Genomic DNA, 22,816 nt, shown 5'->3' on the forward strand with positions numbered 1-22,816 from the left:
ATGGTTCAGGCCGAATCGGAGCCGCCACATCCGGCCGAGCAGCGCCAGGCAGCGCTGGAATTCGGGCAGGCCCGTGTTCACGAACTGCGTCGACACCGGATTCCCACGGGGGTTCGCCTCCACCGGGACGGCCACGATGTTCGCCGTGCCGTACTGCACGCAGATCGCCTGACCGTAGTCGCTGCCCATGACGAGGTACGACTCCGCGTCGGACGTCGGCTGTACCCCGCGCTCCCTGGCCAGTTCGGCGAGCGTCGGCACGGACCGCCCGTGCTCGGTCTGCGCCCAGAAGAACGGGTCCATGTCTATCGGCAGTCCCGCCACCAGCAGCGACTCCGCCACGACCGGCGGCACGCCCTGACGGGCCACGGCTTGCCGCTCGAACTGGAAGAGACTCGTCCCAAAAGCGTCCGCCATCTCGCGGGCGAGATCCTCCGACGAGATCTGCGGCGCCGCCTGCACCGGCGGCAACGGCACCCGCACCGGAGCCGGACGGGCATGACCGTCGGCCACCTGGTGCATCTCTGCATGGTATTCCAGCAACTGCCGCATACCCTGCTGCCGGCTCATGGAGTCCGCGCCGTACGGCGCGATGCTCGTGATCCGCGCCTGTGGCCACTGCTCACGGATCATCCGCGCGCAGTACGCGCCCGGCAGGTCACACGACTCCAGCTCCGTGTGCAGCGCCAGAACCTGGTCTGGGGGCACGTTCATGGCCCGCAGCTCGTGGAAGATCTGCCACTCCGGGTGCGGAGTCCCCGGTGCCGAGCGGCGGATGAGTACCTGCTCGGAGCCGTTCGGCTCGCGATAGCGCAGTACGGCCTGGTATCCGGGGCCGACAGTCGGCTGTCCTGTGGGCGGCTGGAGAAGTCCCTGGGGCGGTGTGACCTGACGCGGCCCGCTCGTGGGGCGCTGAGGATGCGGTACCGGCGTTGTCAACGGCGGCAGTTCCGCGAAGGGCGAGCCTTGTCGGGGAAGGGCCAGTGTGCCGGTGCGGTGCGCGATGACCGCGGGAAAGTCCGGGGTGCGGTCGAGGCGCGGCGCGATGAAGTCGCTCACGGCGTCGACAGTGCGCTGTGCCGAGCTGGCTCTGATGACGGTCCGGAGCATGGCGCGTACATCCGGCGAGAAGGCGAAGACGTCATGGCTGCCGAGCGAGTCGTCTACGTGCATGAGGCCGCTGAGCAGGACTTCGGAGAGACACGCGGTGCTGCTGTCGGGCAGGGCGGCGGCCTGCACGACACGCATCACAGGGAGCGTCAACGGGTCTACAGAAGCCAAGTGGCCAGCCAGTTCGTATGCCTGTGGCGATGCCGTCGCCCGGAAGGCGCGTACGCGCTGCGCGGCGGGGGCGTGTCGGATCGCGGCGTCGGAGGGCACGGGGTCCGGGGGACGTTCGGCGTCGACGACGCGTAGGGAGGCCACGCCCCCCGGCGATGCCAGCAGTTCGGCCCAGGGACGAAGACCCCACTCGGCCAGTTCGACCACGGGGACCGCCAGGCCAAGCTCAGGGCCCAGCGCCGCCGGAAGCCAGGGGGCGTGGGAGGTAAGCAAAGCGTTGGGCTGTCCCGGCCCGCGTGAACGGACGACCATGGGTTCAGCTGCCATCGCGGTACTGCTCCACAGCCGGGTTGGGAATAGATGCAGCACAGCGGTCGGCGCTCTGCGGGCCAAGGCGGACAGGTGCGCGTGGGCGGACCCGGTGTACCAATGGTCGGCGACCCCGTCCGTGACGACGAGTGTGGTGGTGTGGTCGAGGAGGCTGCCCACTGCCACTTCAAGGGAACAAACGCGCACAGAGCGGAAAATGCCGGAGGTGGCGAGGACGTCGGTCAGCTCCTGGATCGTGTCACGCCACACGCTCATGGACGGGCCGTCGTCGAGGGCCAGGACAAGGTGGAGCCAGCGCTCCTGTGCCGGGCGCAGCACGGCGTCGAGGATGCCGCTGTGAGCGATAGCCTCGGCCGTGGCGGCTTCGTCAAGCTCGTACCCGCGCGGGGACGGCACTTTCCGTTTCAGGGCCCGTAGCCCCCGGGCGACTCCCAGCGGGCGAGGCAGGCCCCGGACTCCGGGAATACGCACCGGCGCCCCAGACGCCCCCGTTTCCTGCCTGCGGGTCAGCGCATACACCGGGCGCCGGCTTCCCTCCGACTGCTCGGTGACGCCCTGTCGTGGGGACGGGCGCCGTGGCACGGTGGACGGCTTGGGCGCCGTGCGTGGCTCAGCTGGGGGCGCAGGTACGGCGGGGCGTGGCTCAACTTTGGGCGCAGGTACGGCAACTGTGGCTTGACGAGGTGGCGTGTGGAGCGCGAGCCAGAGCGCGTCGCTCAATTCCCTGGGCGAGAGTTCCACTCCGGCGCCCCGTAGCGTGCCCTGTAACCGGGCGACCATAGGTTCGCCTTGTTCACCGGACTCCGCTGCTCCTGAGCTCACGCAGCACCGCCTCCCTGAGGTGCTCCGCTTCCGGATGGATGCCCTGCTGCAGCAAATGGACAGCGTGCAGCAGTTGATCCGTGGCGAGGCCACCCAGGCTGCGCCGGTTGATGAACGTCTGGATAAGTGCCTGCACCCGCGGCCAGTGCGCTTCCAGCCTCTCGAGGCCGTCTTCCGCGAAGTGTGCTCGAACGATGTCCTGGAGCTGGATCGGTCCGGGCTCGGGCAGCTCCAACCGGATACAGCGACGCAGAAAGGCCGGAGGGAACTCCCGGTCACCGTTGCTGGTGATCACGACGAAGGGGAAGTCCTGGCACCGGACGACGCCCTGCCGCACCAGTACCTTGTCCTGCGAGCCCTCCGTATGGATCGCAACTTCTGCCTGGGTCTGAGGCAGACGGGCCAGTTCCGGGATCGTGAACTCGCCTTCCTCCAGAACGAACAGCAGGTCGTTGGGCAGATCGACGTCACTCTTGTCCAGCTCGTCGATCAACAGCAGGCGTGGCCGGCCCCTGTACTGGGTTGCCAGAGCGGTCCCCAGCGGCCCCAGCCGGACAAAGCTGCCGATGTCGTCCGCACCGTCGGTCCGCTCACGCAGACGGCCGATGGCGTCGTAGCGGTATAGCGCGTCGGTCAGCGTGGCACGGGTGTTCACCGGCCAGACCAGTGTCGGGCCGAGCCCGAGTTCCGCCGCGACGGCATGGGCGAGGGATGACTTGCCGGTACCGGGCGGGCCGGTGACCAGGAGAGGACGGCGCAGGCGCAGAGCAGCGTTGACCACGTCAACCTGCTCGTGGCCGATCAGATACGGCCGTTTGCGGCGGGCAGGACTGTCGTTCTGCCCAGGCCGTCGCCACGGTGGAGGCTGAGGCAGCGGTACGGCATCATCGTACGTGTGGCCGTCGCCGCGAAAGAGCCGCTCGTGCTCACGTCCGCCGCTCACGCAACACCACCTACTCATCTCGTCGGGTTGGACAGTCGTGGTCGCGAGGGTGTCCAGCTGGGGTCTTCCCACAACAGGGCCAAATGGCTGCCCATGTGCGACGGATCGTTCAAGGCCTCCGCGCGGTGCCGTCTGACTTCTTCTCGCAGGCCCCGTTGCCAGTCCTCGCGTACGACCGGCCGAAGAACCTCGAGCGCGTCCGGGCCGTGGGCGTCCCGGTGCCACAGGACCACCGGCACGCCCAGCAAGCGGCACAGGGCCAAAGTGCGAGCTTGCTGTTCGGGAGGGCAGCAGGCGATAACGCAGGCGATATCACGCCGGATCGTCAGTGTGCGGTTCGCCGCTTCCTGATCGGACGCGACGTAGGGGCCCGCGGTGGGGTGCTGCCTGCGTTCCCATCTGGCTCTCCACGGTCCGAGGCGAGGCGCGTTCTGCCCACGAAGGACCACAGGCCGGTCGAGTCCCACAGGTCGTGTCCCCAGCGTCCCGGCCCGGGTCGGAAGCTGATCCACTTCCAGGCCGAAGAATCCTTCTTCCAGCAGGAACTCAACGCCCGCCGCGTCCTCGTATTGGTCGAGGTGGTCCACGGCCTCGGACAGATCGGCGCACAGCTCGGAACGGCTACGCGGAGCATCCCCGCCCGCCCAGGTCCCCATGAGGTTGCCGAGCCCGTCATAGAGCCGGATGACGTAGTGGAAGGCGTCAGCTGCCTGTTCGGGCCATAGCCATACCCGCAGCACTGGCTCCGGCGTGCCGACGGATGCGCGGGACCTAGCCGACCATCGGCACTGGGTCAGCGCTCCTTGTGCCAGGTTCAGATGGGACACCACGCGGTCCGACCAGTCCCGCAAACCATTGCCGTGGGCCAGCCGCGCCGCGGCTACCTCTTCGATCACCTGTATCAAGGGTGGTACCACGCCGAGCTCGCTCTCCCGGTCCTCCAGATTCTCGATCAACGCTGCGACGTCGGTCGCAGCGGAGTCGGTCAACGCAAGGTGGGGTACGGCACGGCGGGCAGCCTCGCGCAGCTCTGGATACGCGTCCTGGCCCAGCAACTCGCTCAGTTCTTCGTACTCACCCGGAGTGAGGATGCGCAGCGGGCGCAGCTTCGTCGCCGCCTCTTGGAACCGGCATTTCACGTCCTGATACGCCGTCAGCGTATGCAGGAGAGCGGGTACTCCCCGTGGAAGCTCGATCGCCGAGTCGACGAGTTCCTCTCGGGTGCTCGGGTTCCAGGGCAAGCGGAGGTCGCGGCTGAAACGCCTGGCACACCGCCTCAGCTTTTTATCGGAGAGCCCGTCGAGAATCTCGATCAGCTCGTGGCGATGGGCTTCGTCCCTCCTGTCGGACGCCCTGGCACCGGCGGTGGGCATCAGGCCGGCCGTGGCGAGCATCTTCAGCATCTCGGAGGCTCTAATGGCGTAGGAGCGGCGATTGTCGGGTTCGGCGGAGACGACCATTCCGGTGACGCAGCCGTGTTCCCGATCCCACAGGGGTGCTCCGCTGTGGCCCGGCTGAATGTCCAGCGGCGCTGCCCCGGGGTCCAGGATGTACCAGGGCCCCATGCTCGCTTGGACGACGACATCCACGAGGGAGCGCGGGGCACCGTGGGCGTACCAGGTGAATAGTCTGTGTCCGGAAGTCTCCTTGATGGCTGGCGGCCTGACGGCCGGGGCGGGGAACTCAACTTTAAGTAGCGCGAGATCGCCTTCCCACCATTGCCGGCCTTCCGCTCTGGGCGGCAGCCAGCCGGCGAGCTCGACGGTGTGGTGCTCGCTGCCGACACCTGGGAACGAGACTCTGACCTGGCGCATCTCCTGCGACGTTGGTTCGGCGGATGCCAGCTTGTCCCGCCGGAGGATTGCGTTGATCACGTGGGCACAGGTCAGGAGATAGCCGTCTGCGACGGCTACGCCCGCGCCAAGGCCCACGCCGGCAGTGTGACGATCGTGAAGCGTGACCCAAGCCCTGCGGATACGCGCGTCAGGGCCGTCGCCGTACCGCCCGTACATGGCTACTCCGTCGGCACAGGGGCTTCAAGATTCCAGGTGGCGCACACCGTGAGGCTAGCCTCGCCCTTGTTGGCGACGATGCCGAGGGTCAAGTCGTTCCCCACCCTGACCCCCAAGTCCACTGTGAGCTGGTCGGGCGGCTGTTCCATGGCCGCGACCGTGTTGTGCACAGACTGAAGCACCGGCACCAGAGGCTTCAGCACCTGCTCCAGTGCTCCACGAGCCGCTCGAGCCACCCGGCCGTTCCCCTGAACCGCGACGGGCACGAGCGGCGCTGACCCGGGCGTCCTGTCTTCCGCAGCCTCGTCTGCGAGTGGGCTGGGAAAGACCTCCAGCAGCACCGCTTGGCCGTCGTCGAAGGTGAACTTCACAAATTCCCCCATGCCCTCAACTATGCCCTGCCGCAGTTGCCCTGACACCGAGAACGATCAACTCGGGACTCGCGGCGCGGGAACGACAATGCGATGGGTCAAGAAGCGCACCGTCACCGGCTCGAGCGGCTGCGGACCCGCGCCGCATCATTGCCCCCGGGCCCCGCGTGGTCGTGAGGGGCACCGTCGCCGCAGGTGACACGCCGCCGAGCCGGACCATGACCGTCCTCGACCTCACCGTCGTCCGCGCGTAACGAAAGCGCGAGCCCCGGGCCCTGACCGGAGTGGTCCAGCTGAGTGTTCCAGCTGCGTGTGTTCTCCCTTTCGGCAATTCCCAGATGTACGGCTCGCCGTTCACCTCGTCCTCGGTCCAGTGGACTTGGATGTTCTTGGCGTTCGCTGGCACCATTTTGACGACCCCGCGCTGGCGTGGACGTCCGCCGCGGCTGACGGACGCCGAGCTCGTGACGCTGGCCGTGGCTCAGGCCATGCTGGGCTTCCACTGCCAGGCCCGCTGGCCGCGATTCGCCCACGCCCCCCTGCACCGCATGTTCCCCTACCTGCCCCAGCGCCCGGTCTACAACAAGCGGCTGCGAGCCGCTCTGCCCCTGGTCAAACGGGCCATCCGGTCACTGGCCGCAGACACCGACCTATGGCTGGACGACGTGTGGATCGTGGACTCCACCCCGGTCGAATGCGCCCGCTCCCGTGCGACGGTCAAACGCTCCGACCTGGCCGGCTGGGCAGGCTACGGCTACTGCCGCTCCCACTCCCGGTTCTACTGGTGCCTGAAACTGCACCCGGTGTGCACCCCGGCCGGACTGCCCGTCAGCTGGGCCCTTGCCGACCCGAAGATCGACGAACGGCAGGTGCTGGCCGCCCTGATCGACGATGAACCGCACCTGGCAGCTGCCCGGCCGGGGCTGCTGATCCTGGCGGACAAGGGATACATCGCCGCCGAACTCGACCGCTTCCTCGCCACACACGGCATCAGCCTGCTACGGCCCTCCTACCGCAACCGCGGCACCCCACATCCCGCAGAAGCCCTGCTCAAGACGGTGCGGCAGCTGATCGAGTCGGTCAACGGCACCCTCAAGGGCCAGCTCGACCTCGAACAGCACGGCGGCCGCACCATCGAAGGCGTCGGAGTCCGGGTGGCCCAGCGGATCCTGACCGTGAGTACCTGACCGCGCTGCGCGCCGAGGACAAGGTCCTGGCGCTGCAGACTCTCCACTCGGCCGATGAGGTGCGCGAACCGCGCGAGGAGCTGCCCGAGCTGCCCTCCGGTCGCGCTGGTAAGGGCAAGGAACTGGACATGGCCCTCCAGCTGATCGACTCTCTCGAAGGGCCGTGGGATCCCTCCCGCTACCGCGACACCTACCAGGAGAAGGGGCGGGAGCTGGTGAAGGCGAAGGCCGAGGGCCAGGAGGTCACCGCAGCCGAGGAGGCGCCAGCGGCCACCAACGTCGTCGACCTGATGCAGGCGTTGCAGGGCAGCCTCGACCAAGCCCGCGGCCGCCCGGGGAAGTCCACCAGGTCGAAGGCGAAGCAGTCTGAGCCGGCGCGTAAGAAGGCACGGAAGCCTGCTGCAAAGACGGCGAAGAAGCCGGCCGCCCGGAAGGCTCCGCCGAAGGCTTCCCGCGCATCTGCTGGCTCCCGCGACCAGCGCGGTGCGGGCAAGAGGGAGTTGCGGCAGCTGAGCAAGACGGAGCTGTACCAGCGGGCCACCGAACAGCATGTGCCCGGCCGGTCGAAGATGAGCCGCGAGGAACTCGTCGACGCTCTCGCCCGCGCCGGGCGCCGCAAGAAGAGCGCCGCCTGACTCCGCACGAACGAGGTGGGAGTGCGGGGCATCCTGACCGGGCGGCCTCCCTCCCTCGGCACTGACTTGCCGACGCGGATCAGTCACGCACCAAGGCCTACAGTGCCGGCTCGTACGCCGCCGATTGCCCCGGACAGGCGTCAGCCAGCTCGTACGGCAGCAAGCTCGCCTTGGTCGGCTGTCAGGCTCCAGCGGAGTTTGGTGGCTGCCCACTCCGCGGTCTAGCGGCAGTGCGCGTACTTCGACCCGGATCGCCTTCGCGGGTTTCAGTCGACGTCTAGACCTGCGCCGGGGTTGCACGGCACCTGAGCGAGCTTGGCGAGCGCGTGCACGTAGTCCGCGACGGTGACCACTTCTCTGTCGCGGGCTTCCACGTGTCGGTGTCGGGCGACAAGCATCAATTCAGCCATCCGGATGTGCCTCCGGCCGACAATGTCGGGTTCCTGATCGACGGAGAAGTCTTTAACCCGGGTGACGCACTGACAGTGATCGAGGCCCCGACGCTCTTGCTACCTGGTCAGGCACCGTGGCTGACGGTGCCTGACATGATTGGCTACCTGCGCCGGATGACACCGCGCCGTGCTTATACGATTCACGACGGACTCGTCAACGAGTGGGGCTTGAAGGTCCTGGATGAGGTCCTCGCCATGGAAAGAGAGGGCCGGCGCGGAGATCCGGCGGCTCCGCCCCGGCGAGAGCGTCGAACTCTGAGAGGACGACAGTCGGCCAGGGGGTACTACAGAGGCCCAGTCTCGTCGACCACTAGGACCGCATTTCCGTGGTGCAGTTGCTCCAGCACGTACTCACGCGCACGGCCCAATCCAGGCTTGCTGGGGTCCGGCCGACGACATGGACCGGAGTGTGAAGTATGGCTCGCAGTAGTGCAGCAAGGCGAGGTGTCCCGGGCCTGTGACCGGTGTGGGTCTCAGGACGCTGGCCGGGTCTTGGACAGTAGAAGGGCTCCCGCAGGTCATGTTTTTGCTGGAGCCCTTCCATCATCTGCTACTGGTAGGAGGCGACCGCCCAAGTCGCCTTGTAGTGCTTGCTGTGCTCGCTCCAGCGGTACTGTTTCAAGCCATTCAGGGAGTCGATGGTCTCAATCCAGCTGGTGGTGTAGGTGGGCTTCCCGTCCGCGTCGAGGTTGGCCAGGCCGCATTCCTTGGCGCAGGTTGTGGCCACCCGACCTGTCACCGGATCACTGCCGACACTGTTGAGCATGACCCGCGTGTTGACCAGAGGCTCGTTGACGTAGTCGGTGCACCAGTGATTCGAGCCGTTCTCGATCTCCGCGAGCTGCGTGGGGGCGGGCCACTTGGTGGGATCGTCCTTCGTGTGGCACCGGGCGGCTCCGCTTTTGGAGAACTGGGCAACGCCGCCGTTGGCCCCTACCCAGAAACGATCCGGGTTTCCGTAGACAGGGGTCAAGTCATGGCCCCAGGCGCCACCACCGCCCGGCTGCTTGGGCAGAGCGAACCGTTTGGCGTTGGTCAGCTGCTTCGTGCCGGGGTCGTATGTGAACCTCACCAGTTCCAGGCCGCCAAGTACCCAGACATACCCGCCGTTAGGGTCGTATACGACCTCATGTGCGGAGTCCAGTGGGATCGTCTGTTTGGGCGTCCCGCTCCAGTTGCCCGGCGTGCCCTGCGCCCTGGTGTACAGCTCGATCTTGCCGGGGACGCCGTTGCCGCCGGCGAACGCGGCGACGACTCCCCCGTCAGGGAGGAGTTCTACGCCGTGCAGGTCCCCGGGCTCGCCGGAGCTTTTGACGTTGATGGCCCAGTGATATCCGGAAAGGGCCGGGTAGGGAATGACGCCGACGAAACCGCTGGCTCCGTCACCGGTGACCAGCACCTGATCACCGTAGACGCCGCCGGGCCGGAGCTTGTGCGAGGTTCCGCCCTTCCAGGCGGCACCGTTCAGGGACGTGTCCTCCACCGCGTGGTAGGCGTCAGGGAGCCACCGTTGGTACGGCTTCGAAGCCTCCCAGACAGAGGGCTTGTTGGAGTCCAGGAACTCCAGCGCCTCTGTCGCTACGGGATAGCCGCCGGCGTAAGGCGGGCCGTACTCGTTGCCCGCGATCAACGGGGTGGACCCGTCGTTGAACTCGACCTCCAGGGTGGGCGCGAAGTAAGCCTTGGTGCAGGCCCGGTCCTTGTCCGGGGTCGTCGGGTTCATGGAGCAGAAGTCCTTGTACCCGGTGGTGCCGGTCGTCGGGTGGGGCGCTCCCTCATTACTGCTGAGTCGGATGCCGTGATTGGGCGTCGTTGTGCCCGGCCGGGTCCAAGCCGTGACCATGTCGGTGATGTCGATCCGCAGGATGCCGGAGGACTCGTCCGGCAGGTACTTGTTGGGCTGGTCCTCGCAAGTGGGGTGTCCGACACCGAACCACTTGCCGACGCCTTCGCCGACCGTGGGCTGGTTCGCCCAGGTGATGGTGCTCTGGTCCCAGGCCTCGGCCACTCGGTAGACACCGAACCAAGGGTTCTGGTGGCAGTCCTGCACTGCCACGAAGGAGTTGTACAGCCGCAGGGACGCCCTTTTGATGTTCGCGCCGGTCAGCCGGGAGACGTCGAACTTCAGGAAGCTGCGGTACTTCGTCGCGCCACCGTTCGGCGTGCCGATGTGCAGGAGGCGTTCCTGCGAGTGGTCGGCGGTGTCCGTGTTGCTGATGTAGGTGTCCTGGATCCGCTTGATCATGTTGCGCGGGCCGCTCTGGGCGAATGGTGAGACCGCCCCCGTTGCGGTCGCCGCCACCGGCTGCACGGCCGGCTGCGCCTGCTCGTGCCGCTGTGCGGATGAGGCCTGCGCCAACAGAGAGACCACCAGGGCCAGACCACCCGACGCAACGAAGATCCTCCGTCTGAGGATCCTCGCCAGGTGCCGAGACATTAGTTCCCCCTATGTTCGTCCCGCCCATGACGAGCGGGTCAACACCACCGATTCGGGTGAGTGTTCTATTTTGATGCGGTCATGACTTTACAGCGGCTTCCGCACGTCAGACGTGTCGAAGACACCATTCCGCCCGAACCCTGGTTCAGCGGCCCGCTCTTGGGACCCCTCTCACCTCCGGCGGGCCAAGGGTGCGCTTCCGAGAAGTGGCGGCCGGCGGCCCGTTCGGACGCGAGTATCAACCCGCAGGCATTGGTTAAGGCACCACGCGTCAGCGCGGAGGACTTCCGCGAGGGCTCAGTGGACCATTTTCGTCGTGGGGATGGTCCGGGGACGCCGGACATATGTGGAGTTGCAGGTTGTCGCCGCCGGCCCGGAAAAGCGGGGCCAGCTCCGACCGTTAACCGTCGACTTCCCCGTCCGAGACACCCCCGCGTCGACGGCGAGGCTCGCGGCCGCGCCTTGGTCGCGCCAGTCGGGACCGCCGAAAGGTCGGCAGCTGCTCCAGGACCTGCCGCTAGGTCTCCTCCGGCAGACGCTCCGCGCAGCGGACGAGCATCACCGTCGACCCCACGCCGGCCGGTCGTTCTGCACTCGCGGCCTACCCACCTCCTCCCTTACACGAGAGCCCGGCGAGCGCGTCCGGCCCGCCAGCGCGGAGTGGATCGTCCAGGTCGGTATCGGCATCGGCCGCCGGTCCAAGGCACTCCGGCGACCTCGGCCCTGACTGAGCCGACCAGCAAGACATGAAACGGAACGTGCGCAGCGTCCCGTCAATTTCAACGGGAGCGGAGGTTCGCCGGGAACGCAGGCGCGCGAGGTACTCAAGACAACGGGGCTCCGGTGGGCCGAAGCGCAGATCCGGCACGCCTTAAAACAACGGTGCGCGCACAACCCTGGAGGCGTGGTCGCGACGGGCGTCCGGCTTCTCGGCAGTCGGCTCCCGGTCGGCGGAGCTCCCGCCCTCGAGGTGCGTGCGGCCTTGCATATGGCCAGCAACCAGTTGCTTGCGCGTCTTCAGAACCACCTGGAGGTGCGCCCCGACTGGGCGATGAGGAGCTGACCAGGCTGTGTCACGTGGCGGGGCTCCCGCGGTGCGGAAGGTCCACTGTCTGCTTCGCATCCCGCTGCACCGGTTGATCGGAGGCTGAGGTTGCGCGGCGAGGCGTCGGTTGCCATGGTCGGGCGGGTGGAACAACCGACTCTCAGCTCAGATGACTATGCCTCGATCCACGAAGCGGGAAGAGCGCTGGCCCTGCGGTATGGAGGCATCGTCACGATCAACGCGATGCTGGAGAGGTGGGAATCGGTCGTTGAAGACATCGAGGATGGCTTCGATGCACAGTACGCGTTTGAATACCGCCACGACCTGTGGTGCCGGGACTGGCTGGCTGAAGCTTGGCCAATCCTGACCGCAGCGGTGCGCTCCCATCGTGACGGCGAGTTGAGAAGGCTGGACGCTCGATATTTAAGCGCTACGACCCACCTCGAGGGAGTCAGCGCCGATCGCGCCGAGCCCGGAGGCGGACGCTGGTGGCACTGGCGCCGGCCGAGGGTTGTCGAATGTGTTGAGGGCTTGGAGCTGCCATCTGGATGGTAGGCGGGTTGCCGCAATGCCGCCGGGGGCGACCTGAGCGTACGGCTGCGCTGGCTGGGTGGACGGGCCCTGCCCGGCCGCCACCACGTCGACAACGCCCAGAGGCCTCTGGAGTCGACCGAAGGCCACCGCAGCCGCCCGTGTCGCGTCAGCCTTGGGTCCGGCACATGAAACTCGCACCGCTTCGAGCTGGAGTGCTGGTGGCACATAAATACGGCCGCGGCGGCTCTCCTCTGCGCCAGTGGTACATGGCACCGGGCAGGCCACCCGCCGTCCCAAAGAGGCGTCTGTCCCCAGAGGAGGGATGGACGATGCGTTTATGGCCGAGTGCCGTCGATGTGCTCGAGCAGCGTTCGGGCTTCGACGGTGCGGCTGTGGTCCGGGCCGAAGGAAGCCTGGCACGCCTCATGAGCGGCTGCAGCCTGGTGACGGGCATCGGGTTCCCGTCGCAACCCCCACAAGGCCATAGCGGAGACCAGTTGGACGGCGCCCGTGTCTGGGTGGCGCTGGTCATCGGGCAGAGCGCGGTACAGCTTGTCGGCGTCCTGTACCTCGGTGAGGGCCTCTTCGTAGCGGGTTTGGCCGTTGAGGCTGCGAGCCAGGCCGAGTCGCAGGACGACGGCCCCCCGGTCACGTTCGCGATGGGCGGCCAGGGCCTCGCGGGCGACCGCTTCGGCCTCCTGGTGGCGCCCCTGCGCATTGAGGGCGAAGACCAGCCCGTTGCGGGCGGCCGCTGCCAGGAATGACATCTCCGGGCCGGTACCGCGGCCCGCGACCTCGGCGACGGCCGCACATTCTGCCTCGCACTCGGTGTACTGACCGAGCGAGATCATTTGCTGGGCGCGGTCCGAGCGCAGCTTCAGGGTCAGCCAGTGATCGGCTCCGAATATCCTGCTGAAGGCAGGAAGCGCCTCGTCGTAGGTGGCCAGTGCCTCGGCGTGGCGGCCTTGGGCGCCCGTAGCGAGCGCGGCGATGTTCAGCGCCACAGCTGCGTACTCGTCGTCGCGTGGCCGCGTTCGGGCCACGGCGCGGGCTTCGGCCTCCGCCTCGGCATAACGCCCAGCTCCGTAGAGGGCTTTGGCCTCCGCCACAGGCGTCCCCGTCATTTGTTGGGCGTCGCTGCGGCCACGCCGCCGTAGAAATCTCATGACCGGGAGCATACGGATGCTGCGCAGGCTACGCGGCGGCGAGGCAGGAGACGGTCAGCACCCTGGCGTCCTGGAGGTTCACGTACGAATCACACAAGGCGAAAGTGCCTGTGACCGCACGTGCGGTCACAGGGTCACACTGCAACGCCGAACCATGCTCCCCCTGTTGGTGGGCCTATGGTCCCCGGGCACCCATGTCATGTCTTGTCGTGGATGGTGTTGCAAGTGACGATCTGCCGCTCCGGATCGTCCGGCCCCCTGGCAGCATTGAGCTTGTCGGTCTCGAGCGCGAGAAGTCGTAGACCTGGCAGGAGCTGAGCTGCTGTGGTGGACGGCTTGTACTCTGCACTCATTCGACGATCGGACGATCACGACGCGGGCATGCGAGCACGGGGCGGGCGTCCAGGGGCGGGAGCGCGGGGATTTCGATGAGTGACGCACATCCATTACGCAGCCGTAGACCGGGCCTCTCGGTCGGTGCGCTGATCATCGCCGGGGTCGTCCTCGTCGCGATCGGGGTCGTCGGCGCCTGGCTCAAGCATGACGCTCCCGGCCGGAGCGCGGAACCGCGTACGGAGTTTACCGCGAACAACCCGCCTACTGGTCTGCCCGCCGTTCTCACCACCGGCCAGCACCTCCGCTGGTCCCGCTGCACGTCGCCGCCCAACGCGCGCACGGGCTACGACTGCGCCACCATGAAGACCCCCCTCGACTACCGGAAACCAGACGGCAAGAAGATCGACGTCGCCCTGATCCGCCGCAAGGCCACCGGCCCGAGCACCCGGCGCATCGGCTCACTGGTCCTCAACTTCGGCGGCCCAGGCGTGTCCGGCGTGAACGGATTGCCCGAACGCCTCAACCAGTACAAGCAGCTCCTCGACCGCTACGACTTGGTCTCCTTCGACCCGCGTGGCGTCGGCGCGACCATTCCCGTGCGCTGCGGGAAAACCGCAGCCGGCACCGGCTATGCCGGGCCCGACGCCTGCGCCAAGCACTCCGGGGCGCTCCTGCCGTACATCGGCACCTCGCACACGGCGCGCGATCTCGATCTGATGCGCTACCTCCTCGGCGACGAGCGGTTGCACTACTTCGGCGTCTCGTACGGGACGGCGCTCGGCGCGGTCTACGCCCACCTGTACCCAAAGCACGTCGGGCGGCTCGTCCTCGAAGCGCCCGTCGATCCGACCGAGGACCTCAGCGAGGAGCAGCTGTCGCAGGTCAAGGCGGTCCAAGCGGCGTTCGACCGGTTCGCTGCGCACTGCGCGGCCCGTATCCGCCACTGCCCGACCGGTGACGGGCCCGAGGAGGCCGCGCGACGCATGGCGCGCCTGGCCGACCGCCTGGACAAAAGGCCAGCCCCGGCCGGCGGCGGAAGGAACCTGGACGCCGACGACCTCGCGCACAGCGTCAGCGACCATCTCGTCCGCGGCACGGACGGCTGGTCGCCGCTCACCAAGGCCCTCACCGCGCTGATCGACCACAACGACGGCCGTCCGCTGAGCAACGGCGCGGTCGACATGGGTTCCGCCGACCGCGCGGCGCCCGCGCCCGACAGCAGCCCTGTCGCCCGGACCGCGATCACCTGCGCGGACTCCAGCCTGCGCCCCGGCTTTGAACGCCTCGACCGGGACGAGGCTCGCGTCGAGGCCGCCTCGCCCGTCTTCGGCGCGGCCTGGTCCACCGGCGTCTACCTCTGTTACGACTGGCCGTTCGAAGGCGAGCGCGCGACACTCCAGGTGAACGCCGACGGCGCGGCCCCCGTCCTGGTGGTCGGTGGCACCGGCGACCCGACCACTCCGTATCCCGGCGCCCGCCACATGGCCCGCGCGCTGGGCGACGGTGTCGGCGTGCTTCTGACGGCCGAGGAGGAGGGCCACGGGACATACCCGCAGAACCGCTGCGTCAAGGGGGCGGTCGATCAATACCTCCGCACGGGCCGCACCCCGGCCCCGGGGACGGTGTGCCGGGGCAGCATGTCCTGACACCCGTACCGGCCGTCAGCGCAGCGGTTCGCTCACAGGGGCCCTGGGCGTGCACCACCACACCGCCCGGTCCGAGACGGGCTTTGGGAGCTGATTGCCCGTGAGATCTCGACGAAAGTGCCCGATCAATCCGGGCTGGTCACTGTGCCGCTGTGCCCCGGTGCCCGATCGCTCGGGTCCCGGGGCACGGCTGGGTGGAGCGCAACACTGCCGACCAGTGATCACTGATAGGCCGGTACGGCCCAGGTGGCCTTGTAGCGCCGGTCCAGGATGTTGGCCGAGTGGATCGAGTATGGGCCGCTGGTGCCGATGAAGCGGATCCACGCGGTGTCCCAGGAGTTGGTGCCCGGCCTGTCCTGTGTCTCGGGACACCCTGCGGAGCAGGTGGAGATCACGCGGTCCGTGGTGGGGTCGTTGCCGACGCTCTTGATGACCGTACGCCTTGCCACCTGGGCCCGGTTCGCATAGTTCGTGCACCGTTGTTTTTCGGCGTCCCCGGTGACGTACGCGGGCAGCGGCCAGGCGCCCTGGGAGTCGTCGTAGCAGTCGGCGGCGCCGCTCTTGGAGAACTGGACGATGCCTGCGTTGGCACCGATCCAGAACCGGTCGGAGTTGCCGTAGACCGGCGTGATTTCGTGGCCGTACGCCTTGCTGCCGCCGGTCTCTTGGGAAGGGGCCAGGATTCCCCCCACTTGAGTCGGCCGTCGGTGTAGTCGTACCGGACCAGAAGCTCGTCGCCGACGGCCCACACCGAGTTGCTGCTCGGGTCGTGGAGGACCTCGTGCGCGCCTGCGAGGGAGGTTGCTTGGACGGGGGTGGCACTCCAGTTGCTCGGGGTGCCCTGGGCCTTGGAGTAGACCGTGAGCCCGCCCTTGATCCCTTCGGAGCCGAAGGTCCGCTCGGCGAACGCGGCGAGGACCGTACCGTCCGGCAGCATCTCGACCCCGTGCAGGTCATTTGGATCGCCCACGTTGATTGCCCAGTGGTATCCGGCGAGGGCCGGGTACGGAATCACCCCGATGAATCCGCTGGTGCCATCGCCCGTGACCAGGACCTGTCCGCCGTACGTGCCGCCGGGGCGCAGCTTGTGCGAGGTTCCGCCGGCCCAAGAGTCCCCCTTCAGGGACGTCGTGGCGGCCGCCACGGCAGACCTTGGATCGGTAGCGGTGAGCCCGCGGGTTTTCCACAGCTGTGACGAGGCCCTGCGTGCCGGCCGATCACGGGTGGAGCTCGAGAGCGGCGATGAGCACCATGCGATGAGCTTCGTCGATGCGGTAGACGATATGGCCACCGCCCCTGAGTGGTGCGGTGAAGAGGCCGGTGAGAGGGTCCTGGCCGAGCTCGTCAACGTCGCGCGGGGACTCGGCGAGCCGGGCCTCGAACGTGACGACGGCGGCGCGCGCCTCGGGGGTGGCCAGCGCCAGGGCGGCCCGGCCGGTGTTGCTGTATACGACCGACCAGACTGAGGCGCCGTCGGGGGCCGGCCGGGCTGCCGGAGGCTGTCGGTTATCGCGGCCGGCGTAGGTCCGCGTGAGCAGGTGGTGCAGCCACAGGCGGACGAGCGTCGTGTACGTCTCGGGGTCGTCGAGGTCGAGCTCGCCGAGCTGGGCCTCGAACTTCTCGCGGTCGGCCGGACTGGCGGCGGTGAGGGCGGCGCGGAGCTGCGTCAGAGTCCGCGGGCCGCTGTCGGGGTGGGCGCGAGACGGGTCGCAGGGTTCCTCGGCGGGTGCTGCGCTCACTCTTCAGTCCTTCTCGGTCGGGGGTCGGTAGAACTCCCATGGGTCGGTCTTTTCCTGGCCGTGGTGAGGGGGGCGGTGTCGGCCGCGCGCACCGGCCGGGGGGCTGGCGGGATGCGCCGAGCTCGTTATCGAGGCCGGCGTCGAACGCTGTGCTGCCGACGGATCCCGTGCCGCGCCTGCTTCATCGCCCGCCGGTGGTCACCGATGGGGAGCCGCCCTCGACGAGCCGGACCGGCTTTCCGGATCCGTCGGCACGCACCGTGTAGACGAAGGAGCTGCCGTGATCGACCGTGCCGTAGGCGATTGTCTTGGCGTCCAGCCAGGCGGCCTGGTCGTCGATGTCGGGGGGCGACGCGAGCATGGTGTCTTCGCCCGTCCGCAGATGCAGCACATGGAGCTGCCAGTGTCCGCTGACGCGCTTCTTGTACGCGATGCGGGTTCCGTCGGGCGAAAGTGAGGGGCATTCCACGTTGGTGCGCAGCGCCGTGAGTGTGCGCGTGGCCAGGTCGCCGCGCAGGAGGTGGGTGCGGCCCTTTGAGGACATGGTCGCGTAGAAGGTCCGGTCGTCCGCGGCGAAGGTGATGCCCCAGAAGTTCCTGTCTTCCGGCTGGCTCCGTTTTCCTCGCAGGACGACTGTGAAGTCCTCCAGGGAGCCGTAGTGGTGGCCGTTGCGCAGATCGTAGATTCCTGCCGTGGTCGCGAACCGGCCGGAATCGGCGTAGGAGTCGCCGGAACGGAAGACGGTCCAGGCCACCAGGTGCCCCGACGGGGAGACCCGAGCCCTGCTCGGGTTGCCCCACACCGGCAGCGTGACCTCAGGCTCGTTCTTCCCCGACCGGTAGACGCGGACCTCCGAGGAGAAGGGGCCGGCGAGGGCTCGCAGGCATACGAGGGTTCCGGCTGCGACAGCGGCGCGACGGCAGTCCGGTCCGGTGCCGAGCAGCTGCTTGCCGTCACGGGTCGTCTGGCGTACGTGGGTGCCCTTTGGATCCACGACGACAAGCGTGTTCGGAAGGGCGAGGCGCAGTCCGCCGGTGCCCGGTTCGTCGTCGGCCATGCGCCAGGCGACGGTCGCCGCCGCCCAGCCGAGCAGGGCGACGATCAGGCCCGTCGCGCCGAATTTGCGGATGACGTTCATCGGTTCCTTCGTGGGTGCCCCCGCCTTCGGGCGGGTGGAGGAATGGGACTCCCGCGGAGCGGGGCGGCGAAGTCGATGTGCCGCCAGAGCGGATCGGCGTCCTCCGCCCTCCACCGGCAGGCGAGTGGTGGCCCGTGTGTCTTCCGGTCGAAGGGGACCGGACCGGCAGGGGCCGACCGTCGAGCCGGCGGGATCGCGGGATGGGGGGTCAGGCCTCCTCTTCGGGGCGGTGGAGCAGGCGGGCGGCGACGACGGCGAGGACGAAGAGGGAGCCGAACACGGCGAAGGCGGTTTTGAGTCCGCTCAGTGCGGCGACAGCGCCGAAAGCCAGTGCACCGCAGGCCCGGGCCAGGGACTGCGCGGTCTGGACGACGGCCAGGCCTGTCGTGCGCGCCCCCTCGGGAATGAATGGTGCGACGTGTGCCATGAGCACACCGTCGGTGGCGGCGTAGAAGAGGCCGTACAGGGTCAGGGCGAGGGCGGTGGCCCACCAGCCGGTGAACGGCGCGAGCCAGAGGAACACGTACGCGCACAGGGCCGCCAGGTGGCCGCAGAGGAACAGCGGCCACCTTCCGAGATGGTCGGCCAGTACCCCCACCGGCACGGCGGCCGTCATGAAGACGAGTGCTGTGCCGATGGGCAGGAGCGGGAGCACCTCGACCGGTACGTCCAGACGGCGCTGCAAACCGACGTAGAAGGACATGTCACCGACGGTGACCAGTCCCAGCAGCGCGGCCGCCAGGGCGCAGCGGCGGATCTGCGGAGCGTTCAGAGAAGCGAGGCACTCCCTCAGGCGGGGGCCGCGTTCCTTCGACGGAGAGCGTGATGGTCCCTGACGGACGAAGGCCACGATCACCACCACGCCCACGGCGGCGAGGCAGAAGCTGACCAGGAACGCCGTGTCGAATCCACCGGGGACGGCGGCGAGTACGCCGAAGGCGATCAGCGGTCCCAGCAGCGCGCCGCACGTGTCCATCGCCCGATGGGCCCCGAAGGCGCGGCCCAGGTCCTCCTCGGGTGCCGCAGCGGTGATCAGAGCGTCCCGGGGTGCCGTCCGAACGCCCTTGCCGATACGGTCGGCTGCCACCAGCGCGCCCACCGCGGGGGCCGAACCCACGGCCGGGAAGGCGAGCTTGGTCAGCGCCGAGAGCGCATAACCGGAGGTGGCGACGGCCTTGGAGTGACCGAACCGGTCGGCAGCGTACCCGCCACCTATCCTGAACAACGCGGTGGCACCCGTGTAGAGGCTGTCCAGGGCGCCAAGTTGCAGATAACCGACTCCCAGTCCGTAGACCAGGTACATCGGCAGGATTGCCGTGACCATCTCCGCCGAAGCGTCGGTGACGAGGCTGACCAGGCCCAGTGCCAGCACGGTGGCGGGCACTCTGAATCCCGCTTTGCCGCGGATCCCGGAGGATTCATGGGACTTGGCCGCGCCGTCGTGGCGTGAGTCGGCGGCTCGGGCCTGTGACAGATACATCGTGACACTCCGGCGGAGAGGTGATCAGGGCGGTGTCGCTCGGCGGGCTGGAATCAGCCCCGCTTACTCCTCGGCTTGGCATGACACGTGCCACTGACCGAGTCGGTGAAGGTGCGGCCTGCGACCGGCTTGAAGGTGAAGGAGTAGCCGGTGGCGGTCAGGTCGAACTGGCCGACCCCGTAGGTGTTGTTGTTGAACACTTCGGACGGCCCGGCCGACCTGCTCTTCGCGCTGTAGAGAGCCCGGCCCCCGGTACCGATCACGAACGTCCGTATCCCGTTGGCGATGTCCTTCTTGCCGTCGGACAGCGCGGGCGCGAACCGCTCGTAATGGTGGTCGTGGCCCCAGACCGCCACGTCGGCCTTGAAGTCGGTCAGTGCCTTGAGCAGCGGGGCCGTGCCGGCGCTGTCACCGTGGTCGCCCGAGGAGAAGCGGGCGTGGTGCCAGTAGGCCATCGTGCACGGCTTGGTGCTCGACGACAGGTCGGCGCGCAGCCACTTCTCCTGAGGGCTGCCCGCCTTCGTGTTGATGTTGGAGTTCAGCGCCACCAGGTGCCAGTCGCCGACGTCCACGCTGTAGTAGCCCTTGTCGCGGTCGCCGGTCGTGACGCCTTTGCTCTGGAAGTAGTCGAAGTAGCCCTGCGCACCTGAGGTCTTGTACTCGTGGTTGCCCGGCGACGGGTGGACGATCGAGTTGAACTTGCCCCAGGTCTTGTCGTAGGTCCCCTTGTACTCCGTCAGCTTGCCACGGTCGTAGGCGTTGTCGCCTGCGGTGATCACGGCTGTGGGAGACATGCTGCTCACCAGAGACGCTGTCTGGTTGCAGGCGCTGCCGCAGATGTCACCGGCTGCCGCGATCCGGATGGATGCCGCAGCCGCGGTGTTGTCGGCCGCTGCGGGGGGCTGATCCGCAGAGGCGTGGGCGACCACGAGGCCGCCGCCGATGAGCGCGGCCAAGGAGGTCGCGATCAGCAGGGTCCTTCCGTGGTGTCGCTTCTTCACTCGTGTTCCGGGCATGTGCTGCTCCATGAGGGGTTGAGGGGGGTGAGTCCGTCCGATCCCCCGGACTTCCGGTGGATGGGCTGCACCACCGCCACGTGAGATTTGCGGTGACCTGACCTCGCCGTTGAGGGGCAGGGTCTTGGCGGCCGGCGTGATGATGTGCGGGCCGCGTTGAGTCGACTCCTCTTCAGGGGATCGCCGGTTTCAAGCAATCGGCGCCGACTGCCTGAAGGGACGAGGCGCGATCCGCGACCAGACCGTGACGCGCCACGGTGGCGCGATGGCCTCTGGGCCACGTCTCCACGATCTGGCCGGGGTTGTTCGCGGTCTGGTTCTACCTCTGGGGTGACGCTGCGGGTGGCACGCGATTGCCAGTGGCGCGGGTGGGCACGCTGAGCTTGGCCGGCCCATCGCGCGTCCGGCCGCGCTCCGGGCGGTCCGACCCCGCCTGTTCGAAGGCGCCCGTATCGGCACTGGCGCGGCGCGAAGAGGCAGGTCAGGAGGGCTTGGCCGGTGCCCGCTCGGACACCGCGAATGGCCCGTCCTCGGCATCCGGACCATGCACTCGGCGAGCGTCTCGACGAGGTCGGCCGGCTCGCCACCCGGCTGAGCCCGACAGGTCGCCCTCGACGATGTGCTCATCGAGATCGGCGCGGTGCCGGCCGGGCACGGCAGCGGCCCCCCGGATGCGCTCACGCCGAGGGGCCGGCCCATCCGGTCGCTGCTTTCGAGGAGGAGTTAAGGAACCTGAAGATTTCGGGCACGCCACGAGCCGGACAGCGCGTGTACAACCGCGCCGCCCGGCTCGTTGTTCTTTCTCGCTGTCCGGTTTTGGGTGTTCGAGGCCGTGGCAGAGGGCGTCGACGGACGCGGGGTGCCCTCGGACGGTCGCTGTGGGGTGTGGTGCGCTGCCGCTGTGCAGTGGTCGTCAGCAGGCCTTGCCGGTCCGAGGCACCATGGTGTCAGAGGCCGCCGGTGAAGAGCAGGCGGTTGGGCGTGCCGTTCCCGGCGTTCTTCACCTTGCCGGTGGTGGCGGCGTTGATCAGTGCGTTCTGGACCTCGGCAGGTGTCGCACCGGGGTGCGCCGACAGGTACAGAGCGGCGGCTCCCGCGACGTGCGGCGCGGCCATGGACGTGCCGCTCAGTGAACGGGTGGCGGTGTCACTGCGGTTTCCGGCCGAGATGATGCCGGTCCCGGGGGCGAACAGGTCGGTGCAGGGGCCGAAGTTGGAGTCCGACTTGCGGACGTCGTCGGGCGTGGAGTTGTTGACGACGACGGCCTCACGGATGCGGCCCGGTGAGTTGTTGCAGGCGTTGGTCTTGTCGTTGCCCGAGGAGACCACCCAGGTGACCCCGGATGCGATGGAACGCTTGATGGCCTGATCTTCGGCGTCGTCGGCACCGCCGTTGATGCTCATGTTGACCACGGCCGGCTTGGTCGCGTTGGCCGTGATCCAATCGGCAGCGGCGATGATCTTCGAGGAAGAGGCTCTGCCGCTGCAGTTGAGAACCCGGACCGCCACCAGCTTGACGCCTTTGGCCACGCCGAAGTCCTTTCCGCCGATGGTCCCGGCGACGTGCGTGCCGTGGCCGTGGCAGTCGGCCCCGTTGCCGCCGTCTGCCACCTTGTCCACGCCGATCGAGGCCCTCCCCCGGAACTGGGAATGTGTGGTGCGCAGTCCGGTGTCCACCACATAGACGGTGACGTCACTGGCGGTGCCGGCGACCGTGTACTTCTTGTCCAGCGGCAGATCGCGCTGGTCAATTCGGTCCAGGCCCCACGTGGGATCGGACTGCGTCGACGAGAGGGAGTTCACGCCGTCCTGCTGGACGTAGGAGACGGCTGGATCGGCGGCCACACGCGCGGCCTCGGCCGGAGTCATCCGTGCTGCATAGCCGCGCAGGACCGTGCTGAACACGCTCTGGATGGTGCCGCCGTGGGCACGCGCGCTGCGGGCTGCGGCCAAGGACGCCGCCGAGTGTTCGGCTGCCCGGGCCCGGGAGGTACGGGGGCCGGAGGCGGGAGCCTCCTTGAACACCACCACGTAGCTGCCGGGTATGGGTTCGGCGACGTTGCGCACCCGACCGGTCGTGGGGTCGGCCTCTGCGTGAGCGACGGCGATCGTGAAAGCGGCGGTGACGACGGTGACCGCGGCCAGGGCGATGCGGCCTGTCCTGTGCGACGGCCGTGAACGATGGAATGGCAAGGGGTGCTCCAAATCAGGGGACTTTCCGGGCCTCGGGCTCCCCCCGAGGCACAA

General features: G+C 68.2%; 17 protein-coding genes. 4 read left to right on the forward strand and 13 right to left on the reverse strand.

Annotated features, from left to right (window positions below; all coding sequences use genetic code 11):
• The 4 genes from ACIQU3_RS36295 to ACIQU3_RS36310 all read right to left on the reverse strand — a co-directional run.
• On the reverse strand, positions 1-2,391 hold a 2,391-nt coding region (locus ACIQU3_RS36295), incomplete at its 3' end, for an SAV_2336 N-terminal domain-related protein (RefSeq protein WP_403930001.1).
• A gap of 13 nt (positions 2,392-2,404) precedes the next feature.
• The gene (locus tag ACIQU3_RS36300) at positions 2,405-3,394 is read right to left on the reverse strand and encodes an AAA family ATPase (protein WP_403737834.1); all 990 of its coding nucleotides are present in this window, start codon (positions 3,392-3,394) and stop codon (positions 2,405-2,407) included.
• A complete protein-coding gene (locus tag ACIQU3_RS36305) occupies positions 3,391-5,307 on the reverse strand; it encodes a trypsin-like peptidase domain-containing protein (RefSeq protein ID WP_403929937.1) in 1,917 nt (638 codons plus the stop codon). Before ACIQU3_RS36305 ends, ACIQU3_RS36300 begins: the two co-directional genes overlap by 4 nt.
• A gap of 83 nt (positions 5,308-5,390) precedes the next feature.
• Positions 5,391-5,771: a CU044_2847 family protein gene (locus tag ACIQU3_RS36310; RefSeq protein WP_403929939.1), complete on the reverse strand. Its 381-nt coding sequence runs from the start codon at positions 5,769-5,771 to the stop codon at positions 5,391-5,393.
• 452 nt (positions 5,772-6,223) lie between these two features.
• On the opposite strand from ACIQU3_RS36310, the gene ACIQU3_RS36315 reads away from it, so the two are divergent.
• Complete coding sequence (locus ACIQU3_RS36315) at positions 6,224-6,946, forward strand: IS982 family transposase (protein WP_403929941.1); 723 nt, start codon at positions 6,224-6,226, stop codon at positions 6,944-6,946.
• A gap of 59 nt (positions 6,947-7,005) precedes the next feature.
• Positions 7,006-7,581 (forward strand): hypothetical protein, encoded by a 576-nt coding sequence (locus ACIQU3_RS36320; RefSeq protein ID WP_403929944.1) that lies wholly within the window; start codon positions 7,006-7,008, stop codon positions 7,579-7,581.
• 1,002 nt (positions 7,582-8,583) lie between these two features.
• Here the strand turns inward: ACIQU3_RS36320 and ACIQU3_RS36325 are convergent.
• Positions 8,584-10,404: a DUF6528 family protein gene (locus tag ACIQU3_RS36325; protein WP_403929947.1), complete on the reverse strand. Its 1,821-nt coding sequence runs from the start codon at positions 10,402-10,404 to the stop codon at positions 8,584-8,586.
• Between the two features lie 1,255 nt (positions 10,405-11,659).
• Between ACIQU3_RS36325 and ACIQU3_RS36330 the strand changes: the two genes are divergently transcribed.
• Entirely contained in the window at positions 11,660-12,070 is a 411-nt protein-coding gene (locus tag ACIQU3_RS36330) for a hypothetical protein (protein ID WP_403929950.1), read from the forward strand.
• Between the two features lie 314 nt (positions 12,071-12,384).
• Here ACIQU3_RS36330 and ACIQU3_RS36335 read toward each other — a convergent pair whose 3' ends face one another.
• Together ACIQU3_RS36335 and ACIQU3_RS36340 are read right to left on the reverse strand one after the other, a co-directional pair.
• Positions 12,385-13,173, reverse strand: a complete 789-nt coding sequence (locus ACIQU3_RS36335) for a tetratricopeptide repeat protein (RefSeq protein WP_403930003.1) — start codon at positions 13,171-13,173, stop codon at positions 12,385-12,387.
• Between the two features lie 239 nt (positions 13,174-13,412).
• The gene (locus ACIQU3_RS36340; RefSeq protein ID WP_403737796.1) at positions 13,413-13,568 is read right to left on the reverse strand and encodes a hypothetical protein; all 156 of its coding nucleotides are present in this window, start codon (positions 13,566-13,568) and stop codon (positions 13,413-13,415) included.
• Positions 13,569-13,643: 75 nt separating this feature from the next.
• Between ACIQU3_RS36340 and ACIQU3_RS36345 the strand changes: the two genes are divergently transcribed.
• Complete coding sequence (locus tag ACIQU3_RS36345; protein ID WP_403929953.1) at positions 13,644-15,197, forward strand: alpha/beta hydrolase; 1,554 nt, start codon at positions 13,644-13,646, stop codon at positions 15,195-15,197.
• Positions 15,198-15,418: 221 nt separating this feature from the next.
• Here ACIQU3_RS36345 and ACIQU3_RS36350 read toward each other — a convergent pair whose 3' ends face one another.
• The 6 genes from ACIQU3_RS36350 to ACIQU3_RS36375 form a co-directional block, all read right to left on the reverse strand.
• The gene (locus ACIQU3_RS36350) at positions 15,419-15,889 is read right to left on the reverse strand and encodes a hypothetical protein (RefSeq protein WP_403929956.1); all 471 of its coding nucleotides are present in this window, start codon (positions 15,887-15,889) and stop codon (positions 15,419-15,421) included.
• 525 nt (positions 15,890-16,414) lie between these two features.
• On the reverse strand, positions 16,415-16,936 hold the full coding sequence (locus tag ACIQU3_RS36355) for a hypothetical protein (RefSeq protein WP_403929959.1): 522 nt from the start codon (positions 16,934-16,936) through the stop codon (positions 16,415-16,417).
• A 181-nt stretch (positions 16,937-17,117) separates the two neighbouring features.
• Positions 17,118-18,074, reverse strand: a complete 957-nt coding sequence (locus ACIQU3_RS36360; protein ID WP_403929962.1) for a TolB family protein — start codon at positions 18,072-18,074, stop codon at positions 17,118-17,120.
• Positions 18,075-18,282: 208 nt separating this feature from the next.
• On the reverse strand, positions 18,283-19,554 hold the full coding sequence (locus tag ACIQU3_RS36365; RefSeq protein WP_403737778.1) for an MFS transporter: 1,272 nt from the start codon (positions 19,552-19,554) through the stop codon (positions 18,283-18,285).
• A 53-nt stretch (positions 19,555-19,607) separates the two neighbouring features.
• Complete coding sequence (locus ACIQU3_RS36370) at positions 19,608-20,570, reverse strand: metallophosphoesterase family protein (RefSeq protein WP_403929965.1); 963 nt, start codon at positions 20,568-20,570, stop codon at positions 19,608-19,610.
• A gap of 947 nt (positions 20,571-21,517) precedes the next feature.
• On the reverse strand, positions 21,518-22,762 hold the full coding sequence (locus ACIQU3_RS36375; RefSeq protein WP_403737770.1) for a S8 family peptidase: 1,245 nt from the start codon (positions 22,760-22,762) through the stop codon (positions 21,518-21,520).
• Positions 22,763-22,816 lie beyond the last annotated feature (54 nt).

Source organism: Streptomyces sp. NPDC101110 (assembly GCF_044759525.1).
GTDB lineage: Bacteria > Actinomycetota > Actinomycetes > Streptomycetales > Streptomycetaceae > Streptomyces.